This window comes from Pseudescherichia sp. L3, from assembly GCF_024656065.1.
GTDB lineage: Bacteria > Pseudomonadota > Gammaproteobacteria > Enterobacterales > Enterobacteriaceae > Pseudescherichia.
This window is the reverse complement of record NZ_JANKYC010000001.1, coordinates 1,828,744-1,842,684: the sequence shown is the minus strand read 5'-3', so window position 1 is coordinate 1,842,684 and position 13,941 is coordinate 1,828,744. Positions and strand designations below refer to the sequence as shown.

Below are 13,941 nucleotides of genomic sequence, written 5' to 3'. Positions count from 1 at the left end.
GTGCTCACGACGCAACTCGCAATATGGGTAGACATTACTCTTCAAGCAGAAGATCGATCATACTTAAATCAAAAACAGGGATCCCTCGTATTTCACTCACATCCCGGCGCTCACGAAAGCTATCGTCAATAAAAATAGCATCCCGATCAACTATATAATCTGATTTCTTTTCATTCTGGCGAAGGTGAATAACTTCATCGAATAGCGTATTAATGCGCCATTGTTTTAAACTTTGATGAATGTCGCCAGCGTGACGAGTGATAAGTATACACGGAATTTTTTTATTAATACATTGAAATATAAAGGATATTAACGGGAGGCAAAGTTGATTATGTACAACCAGTGTATCATCAAAGTCGATATAAACGGAATTATAGTTAATATCGGTTTTAAATCGGTTGACTAGCGCTCTGCTAATCTTAAATTCACCATTAAGGGCATTGATTGAAACAGGAATGTCTCGATGCTCATATAAAGAAAGCAAAGGGAAATTAACACCCCGGACTCTATTTAGAGCCATAGTTCCTGCTATGCGCGGGGCTATTTCCAGCAAGCTCAATGTACCATTCTTAGCACGCTTGATCTGGAAAAACCAACTCCCTAATAAATTGAGACGCTGCGAAAGAGACTCAGCGAGTTCAGCGATTCCGGGTATCTCAATAGTGCGTGATGCCATGGATATCCCCGCCCGGACACGTTCACGCGTTCTGGCCTGGCAAAAAAGGACACCTTTCCCCGTTTGGGTAAAACAGTCAACCGTATACTCTTCACCAGGAAGGTACTCGCAGATAAGCAGGCCTGGATTAGACGCAAGGTGCTTTTCCAGCGTGACTTTGTCAGCGATTTTTAACGCGCCCTGGGAACCTTGTCCGCAGTCTGGCTTAACAAAAACAGGCCATATATCAATATCTTCAATAGATTGATAACATTTAGGCACTGGTATCAGATCGCTTACTTTATGGTATGTGCGTTGTTTTGAACGTGTAATGAGGCAGGCTTCACGAGGAGGCGCTATGATTTTCGCTGCGATTTCATCCTGATGCATCGCATAAGCTAATAAAACGTCATCATGAGCAGGAAATATGAAATCAATAGCATGCAGGCGTACAAACGCTTGCAGATCCTCAAGCCATCCCGGTTCATTTACTCCACGCAGGAGAAAGTATTCATGACCAATGTACCTGGCATGATTGTCGTAATCCGCCCCAGCAAGAACTAATTCCACTGATTTTTCATGACGCAGCGAACTGAAAATTTCCCTTCCAATTTCGGTCCCTGCAGGGGTTATCAAAACTTTTATCATACACTTAGACAGATAGGCTTATTCGATGAGAACAGTATGTATACCTGACATGCGTCTAACTCTGCAAATAACCCCCCATTTCACCCACTATTCATCCGATTAAAACCCCTCCAGAATCGGATAATCATGCCGATAACTCATTTAACGCAGGGCTGTTTATCGTGAATACACTCTATACCGCTGATGGTGTAATGGATAAACACTCGCTGTGGCAACGTTATGTACCGCTAGTGCGTCACGAAGCATTGCGCCTGCAGGTGCGCTTGCCGGCGAGTGTGGAACTGGACGATCTGCTACAGGCGGGCGGTATCGGGTTATTAAATGCAGTTGACCGATACGACGCTCTGCAAGGAACGGCATTTACCACTTACGCAGTGCAGCGTATTCGTGGCGCAATGCTGGACGAGTTGCGCAGCCGCGATTGGGTGCCACGTAGCGTCCGGCGGAACGCCCGCGAAGTGGCGCAGGCGATGGGGCAGCTGGAGCAGGAGTTAGGCCGTAACGCAACGGAAACCGAAGTTGCGCAGCGGCTCAATATTTCTGTCGAAGAGTATCGTCAGATGTTGCTCGACACCAACAATAGCCAGCTCTTCTCCTATGACGAGTGGCGTGAAGAGCATGGCGATAGCATTGAGCTGGTGACTGACGATAACCAGCAGGAGAACCCGTTACATCAGCTGCTGGAGAGCAATCTCCGCCATCGCGTGATGGAGGCGATCGAAGCCTTGCCGGAACGTGAGCAGCTGGTATTGACGCTCTACTACCAGGAAGAGCTGAATCTCAAAGAGATCGGCGCGGTGCTGGATGTGGGAGAGTCGCGGGTCAGCCAGCTCCATAGTCAGGCTATTAAGCGCTTACGTACCAAACTGGGTAAGTTATAGGCAGCCACGACTGCTGCCTGAACGATGTCGCACAACGTATTGACAGCCAGGAGTTATCATGACGGTGCTACAAGTAAAAAGACGGCCATTAAGCCGCTACCTTAAAGACTTTAAACACAGCCAGACGCATTGCGCCCATTGCCATAAACTGCTCGACCGCATCACGCTGGTGCGCCGGGGCGAAATCGTCAACAAAATTGCTATCTCGCGCCTCGACACGCTGCTGGACGAAGCGGGCTGGGAGCTGGAGCAGAAAGAGTGGGTTGCCCTGTGCCGCTTCTGCGGCGATCTGCATTGCAAAGAGCAGAGCGACTTTTTTGATATCATCGGCTTTAAACAGTATCTGTTTGAGCAAACTGAAATGAGCCACGGCACGGTACGTGAGTATGTCGTACGCCTGCGCCGCCTTGGCAATCACCTTACCGCCCACCGTATTACCCCCGACCAGCTTGAAGACGGTTTTCTGGATGAAGTTCTGGAGCCGTGGCTACCCACGACCAGTACCAATAATTACCGGATCGCCCTGCGCAAATATGCGCAATTCAAAGCCCAGGCGCACTTTATGGCCAGTCAGAAAATCGCTTCCGGCGCAACTTCTGATATATATTAAAAGTGAATAATATGTAGCGTACGGGTGTTTGTACCTTGTGGGTCAGCACCTTACACTGCCTATCAACCAATTTTTATCTTCGGGGTAACTATGAAATTAGCACTTTTGGGTCGTCAGGCGCTGATGGGTGTAATGGCTGTTGCGCTGATGGCTGGCGTGAGCGCGAAATCCTTCGCTGACGAAGGCCTGTTGAAAAAAGTTAAAGATCGCGGCACGCTGCTGGTCGGGCTGGAGGGCACCTACCCGCCGTTCAGCTATCAGGGCGATGACGGCAAGCTCACCGGCTTTGAAGTCGAGTTTGCGGAAGAGCTGGCAAAACACCTCGGCGTAAAAGCCTCGCTGAAGCCGACCAAGTGGGACGGTATGCTGGCCTCGCTGGACTCTAAGCGCATCGACGTGGTGATCAACCAGGTCACGATCTCCGACGAGCGTAAGAAAAAATATGACTTCTCTACCCCTTACACCGTCTCCGGTATTCAGGCGCTGGTGAAGAAAGACAATGAGAGCGGGATCAAAACCGCAGCCGATCTGAAAGATAAAAAGGTCGGTGTCGGTCTGGGAACCAACTATGAAGAGTGGCTGCGCAAGAACGTCCAGGGCGTGGATATTCGTACCTATGATGATGACCCGACCAAATACCAGGATCTGCGCGTAGGCCGTATCGATGCCATTCTGGTGGATCGTCTGGCGGCGCTGGATCTGGTGAAAAAGACCAAAGATACGCTGGCGGTAGCGGGCGAGCCGTTCTCCCGTCAGGAAGCAGGCGTGGCGCTGCGTAAAGACAATCAGGACCTGCTGAAGGCGGTTGACGATGCGATTGCCGCTATGCAGAAAGACGGTAGCCTGAAGGCGCTGTCAGAAAAATGGTTCGGTGCTGACGTAACTAAGTAACGTTCACCGGCGGTAAAAAGGCGCTTATTGAAGCGCCTTTTTTATTTCTGCCGCTAAAGGTACATAATTAACACCACGCACGTCTCAAATCGGCCACCGGAGGCCCTATGTCTTTGCAAAACCTGACCCGCTTTCCGCGCCTCGAATTTATTGGCGCACCGACGCCGCTGGAGTACCTGCCGCGCTTCTCTGACTATCTGGGTCGTGAAATCTATATCAAACGCGACGACGTGACGCCGATGGCACTGGGCGGCAACAAGCTGCGCAAGCTGGAGTTCCTCGCCGCCGACGCGCTGCGGGAGGGCGCGGACACGCTGATCACCGCCGGGGCGATCCAGTCAAATCACGTACGCCAAACCGCCGCCGTGGCGGCTAAGCTTGGCCTGCACTGCGTGGCGCTGCTGGAAAATCCCATCGGCACGCGGGCAGAAAACTACCTCACTAACGGCAACCGGCTGCTGCTGGATCTTTTCAACGCGCAGATTGAGATGTGCGATGCCCTCACCGATCCGGTAGCGCAGCTGGCCGAGCTGGCGACGCGTATTGAAGCTCAGGGTTTTCGTCCCTATGTTATTCCGGTTGGCGGCTCGAACGCGCTGGGCGCATTGGGCTACGTAGAGAGTGCCCTGGAGATTGCCCAGCAGTGTGAAGGGGCGGTAGCGCTCTCTTCCATCGTGGTGGCATCCGGCAGTGCCGGGACGCACGCTGGTCTGGCGGTTGGCCTTGAGCAGCTGATGCCCGAGGCGGAGCTGATTGGCGTGACCGTCTCCCGCAAGCGTGACGAGCAGCGACCGAAAGTGGTTGCGCTTCAGCAGGCCATCGCCCGCGAGCTTGAGGTTGAGGCCAGAGCGGACATCATACTGTGGGATGAGTACTTCGCGCCCGGTTACGGCACGCCGAACGAAGAGGGCGTGGAGGCGATTAAGCTGCTGGCCCGCCTGGAGGGTATTCTGCTGGATCCGGTCTATACCGGAAAAGCGATGGCCGGGCTGATCGATGGCATTAACCAGAACCGTTTCAAGGATCAGGGGCCGATTCTGTTTATTCATACCGGCGGCGCGCCTGCGCTCTTTGCCTACCACCCCCATGTTTAACATTCAGGCAGAAAAACCATAATGCAAGAAAGTATTCAACTGGTGATAGAGTCATTGCCGTACCTGCTGCGTGGGGCGGTATTTACGTTACAGCTCAGTATTGGCGGGATGTTCTTTGGCCTGCTGCTCGGCTTTGTGCTGGCGCTGATGCGGATGTCGGCCATTGCGCCGGTACGCTGGCTGGCACGCTTTTATATCTCCGTGTTTCGCGGTACGCCGCTGATTGCCCAGCTATTTATGATTTACTACGGTCTGCCGCAGTTCGGCATCGAACTGGATCCGCTTCCGGCGGCGATGATTGGCCTGTCGCTCAATACGGCAGCCTACACCTCTGAAACGCTGCGCGCCGCCATCTCCTCTATCGATAAGGGGCAGTGGGAGGCCGCGGCCAGTATCGGTATGACCCCGTGGCAAACCCTGCGTCGCGCCATTTTACCTCAGGCGGCCAGGGTGGCGCTGCCGCCGCTCAGCAACAGTTTTATCAGCCTGGTAAAAGATACCTCGCTGGCGGCGACCATTCAGGTGCCGGAGCTGTTCCGCCAGGCGCAGCTGATCACCTCCCGGACGCTGGAGGTCTTTACCATGTATCTCGCCGCCTCCCTGATCTACTGGGTGATGGCGACGGTACTTTCGGCGTTGCAGAACTATTTTGAAAACCAGCTTAACCGTCAGGAGCGCGATCCGAAATGAGTGCGATTGAAGTAAAAAACCTGGTGAAGAAGTTTCACGGTCAGACGGTGCTGCACGGCATTAATTTAGAGGTCAACGAGGGGGAGGTGGTCGCGATCGTCGGCCCCAGCGGCTCTGGAAAAACGACGCTGCTGCGCTGCATCAACCTGCTTGAGCACCCGGAGAGCGGCAGCATCCGCGTCGGTACCATTACCATCGATACGGCGCGGGCATTGAGCCAGCAGAAAGGAGAGATCCGCCAGCTGCGTCAGCACGTTGGCTTTGTGTTTCAGAGCTTTAACCTCTTTCCCCACCGCACGGTACTGGAAAATATCATTGAGGGACCGGTGATCGTTAAGGGCGAAGCGAAAGCCGAGGCTGTAGCACGCGCCCGGGAGCTGCTGGCGAAAGTGGGATTGAGCGGCAAGGAGACCAGCTACCCGAAACGTCTCTCGGGGGGACAGCAGCAGCGCGTCGCCATTGCCCGCGCGCTGGCGATGCGCCCGGACGTGATCCTCTTTGATGAGCCCACCTCAGCGCTGGATCCTGAGCTGGTGGGAGAGGTCCTAAGCACTATTCGTCAGCTGGCGCAGGAGAAACGGACCATGGTGATTGTCACCCATGAGATGAGCTTCGCCCGGGACGTGGCCGATCGCGCTATCTTCATGGACCAGGGCCGGATAGTAGAGCAGGGGCCAGCCAAAACGCTGTTTGCCGACCCACAGCAGCCGCGAACTCGCCAGTTCCTGGAAAAATTCCTCATGCAGTAGTGCGCTGATACGCGCCCATCGGCTGGTTAGGCGGTGGGCGTGAAACATCGGCCCGCTTTAGCAATCGATTACCATCCCGCCATTTGTCCCGTTAATCTCGCTTCGGTTGGTATATAAACTCAGTTAATTTCCCGCCAGTCGGATAATTTGGATCTAGAAATAAGATTTATGTGATAGTTTTATACATTCATAATAAATATATAACGAACGGGGTTTTCGCGCTCAGTATGCAGGATATTGATTTTTTTACATGGCGAAGGGAAATGCTGCGGCGGTTTAGTGAGATGACAGCAGCGGATGAGGTCTATAAAGAGTTAGAGCGTCAGACGCAGCAGCTGGAATTTGACTACTACTCGTTATGCGTGCGTCATCCGGTGCCGTTCACACGGCCAAAAACCTTCCTTGAGACCTCCTACCCTGATGTCTGGAGAGCACACTACTGTGCGGAGAACTATTTTTCCGTCGATCCTGTGCTGAAGCCGGATAACTTTATTCAGGGCCATCTCCCCTGGAACGACCGCCTGTTTCAGGACGCACAGACCATGTGGGATGCTGCGCGTGACCACGGGCTGCGCAAAGGTTACACCCAGTGTCTGATGCTGCCCAACCGGGCTATCGGCTTCCTTTCGGTCTCCAAAACCTCCGTCCGGGGTAAAAGTCTCAGCGCGGATGAGATTGAGCTCTCTCTTCAGCTGCTGGTGCAGCTAAGCCTGGTGACGCTCTCACGCCTGGAAGAGGAGATGGTGATGTCGCCAGAGATGAAATTCAGCAAGCGCGAGTGTGAAATTCTCAAGTGGACGGCAGAGGGGAAGACCTCGGCGGAGATCGCAATGATCCTGTCGATTTCAGAGAACACGGTGAATTTTCACCAGAAAAACATGCAGAAGAAGTTTAACGCACCGAATAAAACGCAGATTGCCTGCTATGCGGCGGCTACTGGATTCATTTGAACCCCACCTGCGTTTCGCGTGCCGAACGTACTACCGGCTGACAGCCTGCCAGCCGGTCACTCTCACTGACGATAAGCTTGTTTAATCTGCTTAACCGTATTGGCAAAGACGTCAGCCTGCGCGTCGTTTTCCATCTGCGCGATCTGTTTTTCCATTTTCAGGATGATACGACCGGCGTCCGCCTGACCCAGCGCCTGCAGCATCAGGGTGACCAGTGCTTTCATGCAGGCGACTTCCTGCGCCAGCTGTTGATTATTCTCCGCAGTAGAGAAGTCAGGAGTGCTCATCTATTTTCCTCGATATGTGATAGCGCCTGTACGCGCCCGTGAATGTAAAGGCGGCGGAGTATAACACAAGCTTTTAAGAAAATAGCAGTGGTTGTTTTTTGATCGCCATACACGTCAGCGCGTAAATAGCCTGTTATTACAATTTGCTCTAATTTATAACGTGGGGAATATGTTTAAAAAGAGGTATAAAAGGCGTTAATTAATGTTACAAAGAAAAAAGAGCGTTTTACAGGGCATGAATAATAGTATCGCACTTAACTTGCTGAAAAGTGGTATTTAAAACACCTGTTTCAAACCTAAGCGAGACGGCCTCTTTCCACGTTTTGTACAGCTTTATTTCCAAAATTGCGAACGAAATCGTACCCATCGCATTTAATCTTTTAGTTTTCGCCAAATTAACGCTAATATAGAGCGACTGTACTGTCAGTCGCGTTATCCCTTTTTGGAGATTTGCTTTGATCAACGTTCTTCTTGTTGATGACCACGAGCTGGTGCGCGCAGGGATACGACGCATTCTGGAAGATATTAAAGGCATAAAAGTTTCCGGCGAGGTCAGCTGCGGCGAAGATGCCGTAAAATGGTGCCGTGCCCATCCTGTGGATGTGGTGCTGATGGATATGAACATGCCCGGTATCGGCGGCCTGGAGGCAACGCGTAAAATTGCGCGATCCGTGCCCGATACCAAAGTCATTATGCTTACCGTTCACACTGAGAGCCCGCTGCCTGCTAAAGTGATGCAGGCCGGCGCGTCAGGTTATCTTAGCAAAGGGGCCGCCCCGAAAGAGATGGTTAGCGCCATTCGCGCCGTTTACTCGGGACAGCGCTATATTGCATCCGATATTGCCCAACAGATGGCGCTCAGCCAGATTGCGCCCGAGAAAACCGAATCTCCCTTTGCCAGTTTGTCTGAACGCGAATTGCAGATTATGCTGATGATAACCAAAGGCCAAAAGGTGAATGAGATTTCCGAACAGTTGAATCTCAGCCCGAAAACGGTAAACAGCTACCGCTATCGTATGTTCAGTAAATTGAACATTCATGGCGACGTGGAGCTGACCCATCTGGCCATTCGTCATGGTCTGTGTAATGCGGAGACGTTAACAAGTCAGTGAGTGATGTTTTTGATTCAAAAGCCTTTCTGAGTACGGTTACCAGTAAACCCGGTGTCTACCGCATGTATGACGCCGGTGGTACTGTTATCTACGTCGGTAAAGCCAAAGATCTCAAGAAGCGCCTGTCCAGCTACTTCCGTAGCAACCTTGCCTCACGAAAAACCGAAGCGCTGGTCGCCCAGATCCAGCAGATCGACGTGACGGTAACCCATACGGAAACGGAGGCGCTGCTGCTTGAGCACAACTATATCAAGCTGTATCAGCCACGGTACAACGTGCTGCTGCGCGACGATAAATCCTACCCGTTCATTTTCCTCAGCGGTGATACCCACCCGCGTCTGGCGACGCACCGGGGGGCTAAGCACGCGAAAGGGGAGTACTTCGGACCGTTCCCGAACGGTTACGCAGTGCGCGAGACCTTAGCGCTGCTGCAAAAGATCTTCCCCATCCGCCAGTGTGAAAACAGCGTCTACCGCAACCGCTCCCGGCCATGCCTGCAGTATCAGATCGGCCGCTGCCTTGGGCCGTGCGTCGAGGGGCTGGTCAGCGAGGAGGAGTATGCCCAGCAGGTTAACTACGTGCGCCTCTTCCTGGCGGGCAAGGACGATCAGGTCCTGAACCTGCTGATTGAGCGCATGGAGAAGGCCAGCCGCGATCTCGACTTTGAAGAGGCGGCGCGCATTCGCGATCAGATCCAGGCCGTACGCCGCGTGACGGAGAAGCAGTTCGTCTCTAACAACGGCGACGATCTCGACGTTATTGGCGTATCGTTCGATGCCGGTATGGCCTGCGTGCACGTGCTCTTTATTCGCCAGGGCAAGGTCCTGGGCAGCCGCAGCTACTTCCCGAAAGTGCCGGGCGGCACCGAGCTTGGCGAAGTGGTAGAGACCTTTGTGGGGCAGTTCTACCTGCAGGGTAGCCAGATGCGCACCCTGCCGGGCGAAATCCTGCTCGACTTCGATCTGAGTGATAAAACGCTGCTGGCCGATTCGCTCTCTGAGCTGGCGGGCCGCCGCGTCAACGTGCAGACTAAACCGCGCGGCGACCGGGCGCGCTACCTCAAGCTGGCCCGCACCAACGCCGCTACGGCGCTCAGCACCAAGCTCTCCCAGCAGTCAACGGTTAGCCAACGGCTGGTGGCGCTCGCTACGCTGTTGAAGCTGCCGGCGGTGCGGCGCATGGAGTGTTTTGATATTAGCCATACCATGGGCGAGCAGACCGTGGCCTCCTGCGTGGTGTTTGATGCCAATGGGCCGCTGCGCGCGGAGTACCGCCGGTACAACATTACCGGTATTACCCCAGGGGATGACTATGCAGCCATGAACCAGGTGCTGCGTCGTCGCTACGGCAAGGATATTGAAGAGAGTAAAGTGCCGGACGTGATCTTAATCGACGGCGGCAAGGGACAGCTGGGGCAGGCGAAGACGGTCTTTGCCGAGCTGGACGTTTCCTGGGATAAGCACCATCCGCTGCTGCTGGGCGTGGCAAAAGGCACCGACCGTAAGGCGGGGCTGGAGACGCTCTTCTTCGAACCAGAGGGAGAGGGCTTTAACCTGCCGCCAGACTCACCGGCGCTGCACGTGATCCAACATATTCGCGATGAGTCGCACAATCACGCCATCACCGGGCACCGTAAAAAACGCGCGAAGGTGAAAAATACCAGTACCCTGGAGACCATTGAAGGGGTCGGGCCGAAGCGTCGCCAGATGCTGCTGAAATACATGGGTGGATTGCAGGGGTTGCTCAACGCCAGCGTTGAGGACATTGCAAAAGTGCCGGGTATTTCGCAGGGGCTGGCAGAAAAGATCTTCTACTCGTTGAAACATTGAGGGCTCTGTAGCAACATAGGGCTAATTTTTACTGACAACAGATAGTTACCTGCCACTATGCGATACAATATCCCAACGTTGCTCACGCTTTTTCGTGTCATCCTGATCCCGTTCTTCGTGGTGGCGTTTTATCTACCAGTGGTCTGGGCTCCCTTCGCATGTGCGCTGATCTTTCTCGTCGCTGCGGTGACTGACTGGTTTGATGGCTATCTGGCCCGGCGCTGGAACCAGAGCACCCGTTTCGGGGCGTTCCTCGATCCGGTGGCGGATAAGGTCATGGTGGCCATTGCTATGGTGCTGGTGGCCGAGCACTACCACACCTGGTGGGTGACCCTGCCCGCCGCCACCATGATTGGCCGCGAGATCATCATCTCTGCCCTGCGCGAGTGGATGGCAGAGCTGGGCAAGCGCAGCAGCGTGGCGGTGTCGTGGATTGGTAAAGTCAAAACCACCGCGCAGATGGCCTCGCTGGTGTGGATGCTGTGGCGGCCAAACGCCTGGGTAGAGTGGGCGGGCATTGGCCTGCTGTGGGTGGCTGCGGTGCTGACCCTGTGGTCCATGTTCCAGTATTTAAACGCTGCCCGGGGCGATCTGCTGGAACAGTGATCGTTTCGGCTTAATTTTCAGCAAACGATCCGGGTTTTAAAAAATATCGTTGACTCAGTGCGTCAGGTAAGTAGAATGCATCGCATCAGACGGCGGCGCAGCTTGCCAGATGAGAGTAAAATCAAGTGATTAGCACCATCACCTGATAAGCGGGAATAGCTCAGTTGGTAGAGCACGACCTTGCCAAGGTCGGGGTCGCGAGTTCGAGTCTCGTTTCCCGCTCCAAATTAAGGTATCGGCACTGTATGATGTTGAAGAGTGCGGGTACAGGTCGCAAGACTAAGATTTAAGGCGCGTTAGCAAAGCGGTTATGTAGCGGATTGCAAATCCGTCTAGTCCGGTTCGACTCCGGAACGCGCCTCCAATTTCCTCCCGAGCCCGGATGGTGAAATCGGTAGACACAAGGGATTTAAAATCCCTCGGCTGTAAGGCTGTGCGGGTTCAAGTCCCGCTCCGGGTACCATTGGAAATTTGCAGAATAATCAAAGCAATAAGCAGTGTCGTCAAACCACCTACGGGTGGTTTTTTTGTGCCTTCAACCTCCCTTTCACCATTGTTTCGCCATTCGACTTCGCCATTGAAAGAGGGCAATTACTGCCCCCCTACCACCGGTACGATAGGAATTTTGCGGTCATATCTGGCTGTCTGCGACGCGTTTTTATGGCCTGAAATTTGCTGCTTCTCCTGCAACGTGCCTTCCAGATCTGAGATCCCTTTCGCCTTCAAATCGTGGAAGGTGAAATTAAAATCGAGCTCAGGGTATTTGTTGGCGGCCGCTTTTTTGGCCTTCATCCACTGTGCATTAAAGGCGTCACGGGTATAGCGAGATCCGCTTGGCTGGTGGATGACATAGATGCTGCTCATTCCTGGCTGTAATGGCAGCTTCTCAGCCAGGGCGAACGCCGCTTCTAACCGAGGTGACCACGCCTTGATCTGAGTAACGGATGTCTTACCCTGCTGGATAAGTACCCCAGCATCCAGCGACTGGCTTTTCTTTACGTCCAGCACGTCTCCCTGCCGGGCGCAGCAAAGGTAGGCTATCTCCACCCATCCTTTCGATAGTGCTGTTGACGCTGCGCAGGTTGTTCATTGCGCCGATATAGGCTAGGTTGAGTGCCTCAAGCCGGGAGGCCAGCTCCGTAACGAGTACTGGCATTTCATCGGACAGCTGATTGCTAGTGGCTTTATGGGACTTTGTGACCAGCTCGATGATGGTCATGTTAGCCAGTTGCTCTTTCATTAGCGGGTCCCCAGCAGTTCGTTAAAGCGGTTCATGAACAGGCCGTACGCCTGACCCGGGCGGAGCGGGATGATCTGAATAAGGTCCGACGCTGGCACGCCATCCAGAATCGGCCAACGGTTACCATCGTCGATCTCCAGATCACGGCGTTCGGTCGCCAGCATAATGAGGTCGCCATACTTCACTACATCCGAATGGTGAAACGGCAGGCCGAAAGCCGAGCGGATTAAATCATCAATCATCGTCTCAATGCGGCGGTAATCTAGCAGTAGCGCTTTCAGCGGCGCGGGCATGTCCAGACAATACGCTTCGCTGCATCGTGCAGCAGCGCTTCAAAGGCGAATTCAGGCTGAACGATCTGGCTACACAGAACGGAGTGCTGCGCCACGCTGTAGAACTCCGGCAGGTGGCCAGCAAAGCGGCAGATATTTGAAAGAGCGGTTGCGATATCCTCGATCACCACGTCGTCAGTGGAGGCGTTGAGGTAATCGAAGTGCTTACCGGATGCTGTCTGAATAAAGCTCATGAATGATAGTTCTCCATATTACGCGCTGCACCGCGCCTGAATTTTGGTTGCAGCAACCCAACCCATTGAGATGGGGTAGTTGCTGCTGAGTTTTTTACGCTGCTGGTTTTTGGTCTTGCGGATCTTTATACGAGAGGAGTTCGCGCAGGCCGTTTACCGCTTTGCTGAACTGGAAAAGAGCGCCGCTGGTCTGGTGACGCCATTGATAAGCCCGGTCATCTTCAGGAGTGAAGGTGTGATCCTGCGTATTGATACGGCGGAAGTGGAAATTCTCCGTCATCAGGAAGTGCACGCCTGCGCCGACTAGCTCCGTCTGGTCTACCGTGAAGCTGCTATTAAAGCTCTCGACTACCTCGGCCGCGACAGAATTGTGCTCAGCAGAATAACGGATGGTTTTCTTCTGCTCTGCGCGTCGCGACAGCTGGATGTAATCCCCAACGGTAAAGCCATCAAAGGCGTAGCCGTTACCATTACCGTCCAGGTGATTCTGTAGGCGAGTTGTTAAGCCGTGTTTGATGTCGCTAATGTGGATAGTCTTCGTCTCAATGGAACCGACTACCTTAACCAGCAGGCCGCAAGCCAGCGCCGCAATATTTTTATTGGTGGTGTTGATCACCAAGAGATTCTCGTCGGAGTTATAGAGCGCCAAGATGAGCGAGGACTTAACGAACGCCTTTTTACAGAGCTCGACCTTTACCTGCGCGGCAATATGCCGGCGCTCGACTTGCTTAATTTTTTCGCCGCGAAGATGCTCGAACGTGGTAACGCGCTCCTTAACCTCGCGAGCCACAACCTGAGCCGGGATAATTTTCTCATCGTTTCGAATAACGATCGCATAGCCACCAGTAAGCGGCGTGACCAGTTCGCCAGTACGGGCAACGACTCTTTGATCTTCACTCGCACCACTCAATATAAAATCGTGTCGAAGCGGCAGGGCGCTGGCGGTGTGGCTGTTGACGTTGGTTTTTCAGGCGGCAGCGCCGCCCCTCGGAGTTATGTCAATAACTGTACGGGGGAACCTGCGACAGGTGCTGACGGTGTTGAACATGCCGATCACGAAGTGGGCGTGACGGTGAATTTTGATGATCTTTCAAGGCAGGAAAAGCGAGAACTGGCGCAGCGGCTAAGTGACAATGTGCGGCGTAAGCGTAAAAAACGGCCACCAGAATAGGA

The 13,941-nt window shown here is 53.5% G+C and carries 15 protein-coding genes, 3 tRNA genes and 2 pseudogenes; 14 read left to right on the top strand and 6 right to left on the bottom strand.

What is annotated here, in order from left to right:
* Window positions 1-34 precede the first annotated feature (34 nt).
* Entirely contained in the window at window positions 35-1,225 is a 1,191-nt protein-coding gene (locus NR795_RS09070; protein ID WP_257757988.1) for an ATP-grasp domain-containing protein, read from the bottom strand.
* A gap of 239 nt (window positions 1,226-1,464) precedes the next feature.
* On the opposite strand from NR795_RS09070, the gene NR795_RS09065 reads away from it, so the two are divergent.
* From NR795_RS09065 to sdiA, 7 genes are all read left to right on the top strand, one after another.
* Window positions 1,465-2,184 (top strand): RNA polymerase sigma factor FliA, encoded by a 720-nt coding sequence (locus NR795_RS09065; RefSeq protein ID WP_144817332.1) that lies wholly within the window; start codon window positions 1,465-1,467, stop codon window positions 2,182-2,184.
* Window positions 2,185-2,242: 58 nt separating this feature from the next.
* Window positions 2,243-2,794 carry a flagella biosynthesis regulatory protein FliZ gene (gene fliZ, locus NR795_RS09060; protein ID WP_144817333.1) on the top strand — a complete coding sequence of 184 codons (552 nt, stop codon included), beginning with the start codon at window positions 2,243-2,245 and terminating at the stop codon, window positions 2,792-2,794.
* A gap of 90 nt (window positions 2,795-2,884) precedes the next feature.
* Window positions 2,885-3,685: a cystine ABC transporter substrate-binding protein gene (tcyJ, locus tag NR795_RS09055; protein ID WP_257757985.1), complete on the top strand. Its 801-nt coding sequence runs from the start codon at window positions 2,885-2,887 to the stop codon at window positions 3,683-3,685.
* 107 nt (window positions 3,686-3,792) lie between these two features.
* Window positions 3,793-4,779 (top strand): D-cysteine desulfhydrase, encoded by a 987-nt coding sequence (dcyD, locus tag NR795_RS09050; protein WP_144817335.1) that lies wholly within the window; start codon window positions 3,793-3,795, stop codon window positions 4,777-4,779.
* A gap of 21 nt (window positions 4,780-4,800) precedes the next feature.
* Window positions 4,801-5,469: a cystine ABC transporter permease gene (tcyL, locus tag NR795_RS09045; protein WP_222888207.1), complete on the top strand. Its 669-nt coding sequence runs from the start codon at window positions 4,801-4,803 to the stop codon at window positions 5,467-5,469.
* Complete coding sequence (gene tcyN, locus NR795_RS09040) at window positions 5,466-6,218, top strand: L-cystine ABC transporter ATP-binding protein TcyN (RefSeq protein WP_257757984.1); 753 nt, start codon at window positions 5,466-5,468, stop codon at window positions 6,216-6,218. Before tcyL ends, tcyN begins: the two co-directional genes overlap by 4 nt.
* A 227-nt stretch (window positions 6,219-6,445) precedes the next feature.
* Window positions 6,446-7,168, top strand: coding sequence for a transcriptional regulator SdiA (gene sdiA, locus NR795_RS09035; RefSeq protein WP_257757983.1), 723 nt, complete (start codon window positions 6,446-6,448; stop codon window positions 7,166-7,168).
* Window positions 7,169-7,230: 62 nt separating this feature from the next.
* On the opposite strand, the gene NR795_RS09030 is transcribed toward sdiA, so the two are convergent.
* On the bottom strand, window positions 7,231-7,455 hold the full coding sequence (locus NR795_RS09030) for a DUF2594 family protein (protein ID WP_144817339.1): 225 nt from the start codon (window positions 7,453-7,455) through the stop codon (window positions 7,231-7,233).
* Window positions 7,456-7,910: 455 nt separating this feature from the next.
* Here NR795_RS09030 and uvrY point away from each other — a divergent pair, with 455 nt between their 5' ends.
* The 6 genes from uvrY (at window position 7,911) to NR795_RS09000 (ending at window position 11,465) form a co-directional block, all read left to right on the top strand.
* The gene (gene uvrY / locus NR795_RS09025) at window positions 7,911-8,567 is read left to right on the top strand and encodes a UvrY/SirA/GacA family response regulator transcription factor (protein WP_144817340.1); all 657 of its coding nucleotides are present in this window, start codon (window positions 7,911-7,913) and stop codon (window positions 8,565-8,567) included.
* Entirely contained in the window at window positions 8,564-10,396 is a 1,833-nt protein-coding gene (uvrC, locus tag NR795_RS09020; protein ID WP_144817341.1) for an excinuclease ABC subunit UvrC, read from the top strand. The genes uvrY and uvrC overlap by 4 nt, the downstream gene beginning before the upstream one ends.
* Before the next feature lie 57 nt (window positions 10,397-10,453).
* Window positions 10,454-11,002 (top strand): CDP-diacylglycerol--glycerol-3-phosphate 3-phosphatidyltransferase, encoded by a 549-nt coding sequence (pgsA, locus tag NR795_RS09015; protein ID WP_042391408.1) that lies wholly within the window; start codon window positions 10,454-10,456, stop codon window positions 11,000-11,002.
* 149 nt (window positions 11,003-11,151) lie between these two features.
* Window positions 11,152-11,227 (top strand) — tRNA-Gly (locus tag NR795_RS09010).
* A gap of 65 nt (window positions 11,228-11,292) precedes the next feature.
* Window positions 11,293-11,366, top strand: a tRNA-Cys gene (locus NR795_RS09005).
* A gap of 12 nt (window positions 11,367-11,378) precedes the next feature.
* Window positions 11,379-11,465: transfer RNA gene (locus tag NR795_RS09000), tRNA-Leu, on the top strand.
* 128 nt (window positions 11,466-11,593) lie between these two features.
* Here NR795_RS09000 and NR795_RS08995 read toward each other — a convergent pair.
* The 4 genes and pseudogenes from NR795_RS08995 to rdgC form a co-directional block, all read right to left on the bottom strand.
* Window positions 11,594-12,049, bottom strand: a pseudogene (locus tag NR795_RS08995) (tyrosine-type recombinase/integrase); the annotation flags it as partial.
* Complete coding sequence (locus tag NR795_RS08990) at window positions 11,952-12,242, bottom strand: hypothetical protein (protein WP_257758304.1); 291 nt, start codon at window positions 12,240-12,242, stop codon at window positions 11,952-11,954. The pseudogene NR795_RS08995 and the gene NR795_RS08990, both read right to left, overlap by 98 nt.
* Window positions 12,242-12,768, bottom strand: a pseudogene (locus NR795_RS08985) (HD family hydrolase). Before NR795_RS08985 ends, NR795_RS08990 begins: the two are co-directional and overlap by 1 nt.
* Before the next feature lie 94 nt (window positions 12,769-12,862).
* A complete protein-coding gene (rdgC, locus tag NR795_RS08980) occupies window positions 12,863-13,678 on the bottom strand; it encodes a recombination-associated protein RdgC (RefSeq protein ID WP_257757982.1) in 816 nt (271 codons plus the stop codon).
* Window positions 13,679-13,714: 36 nt separating this feature from the next.
* Here rdgC and NR795_RS08975 point away from each other — a divergent pair, with 36 nt between their 5' ends.
* Entirely contained in the window at window positions 13,715-13,939 is a 225-nt protein-coding gene (locus NR795_RS08975) for a hypothetical protein (protein WP_257757981.1), read from the top strand.
* Window positions 13,940-13,941: the final 2 nt, after the last annotated feature.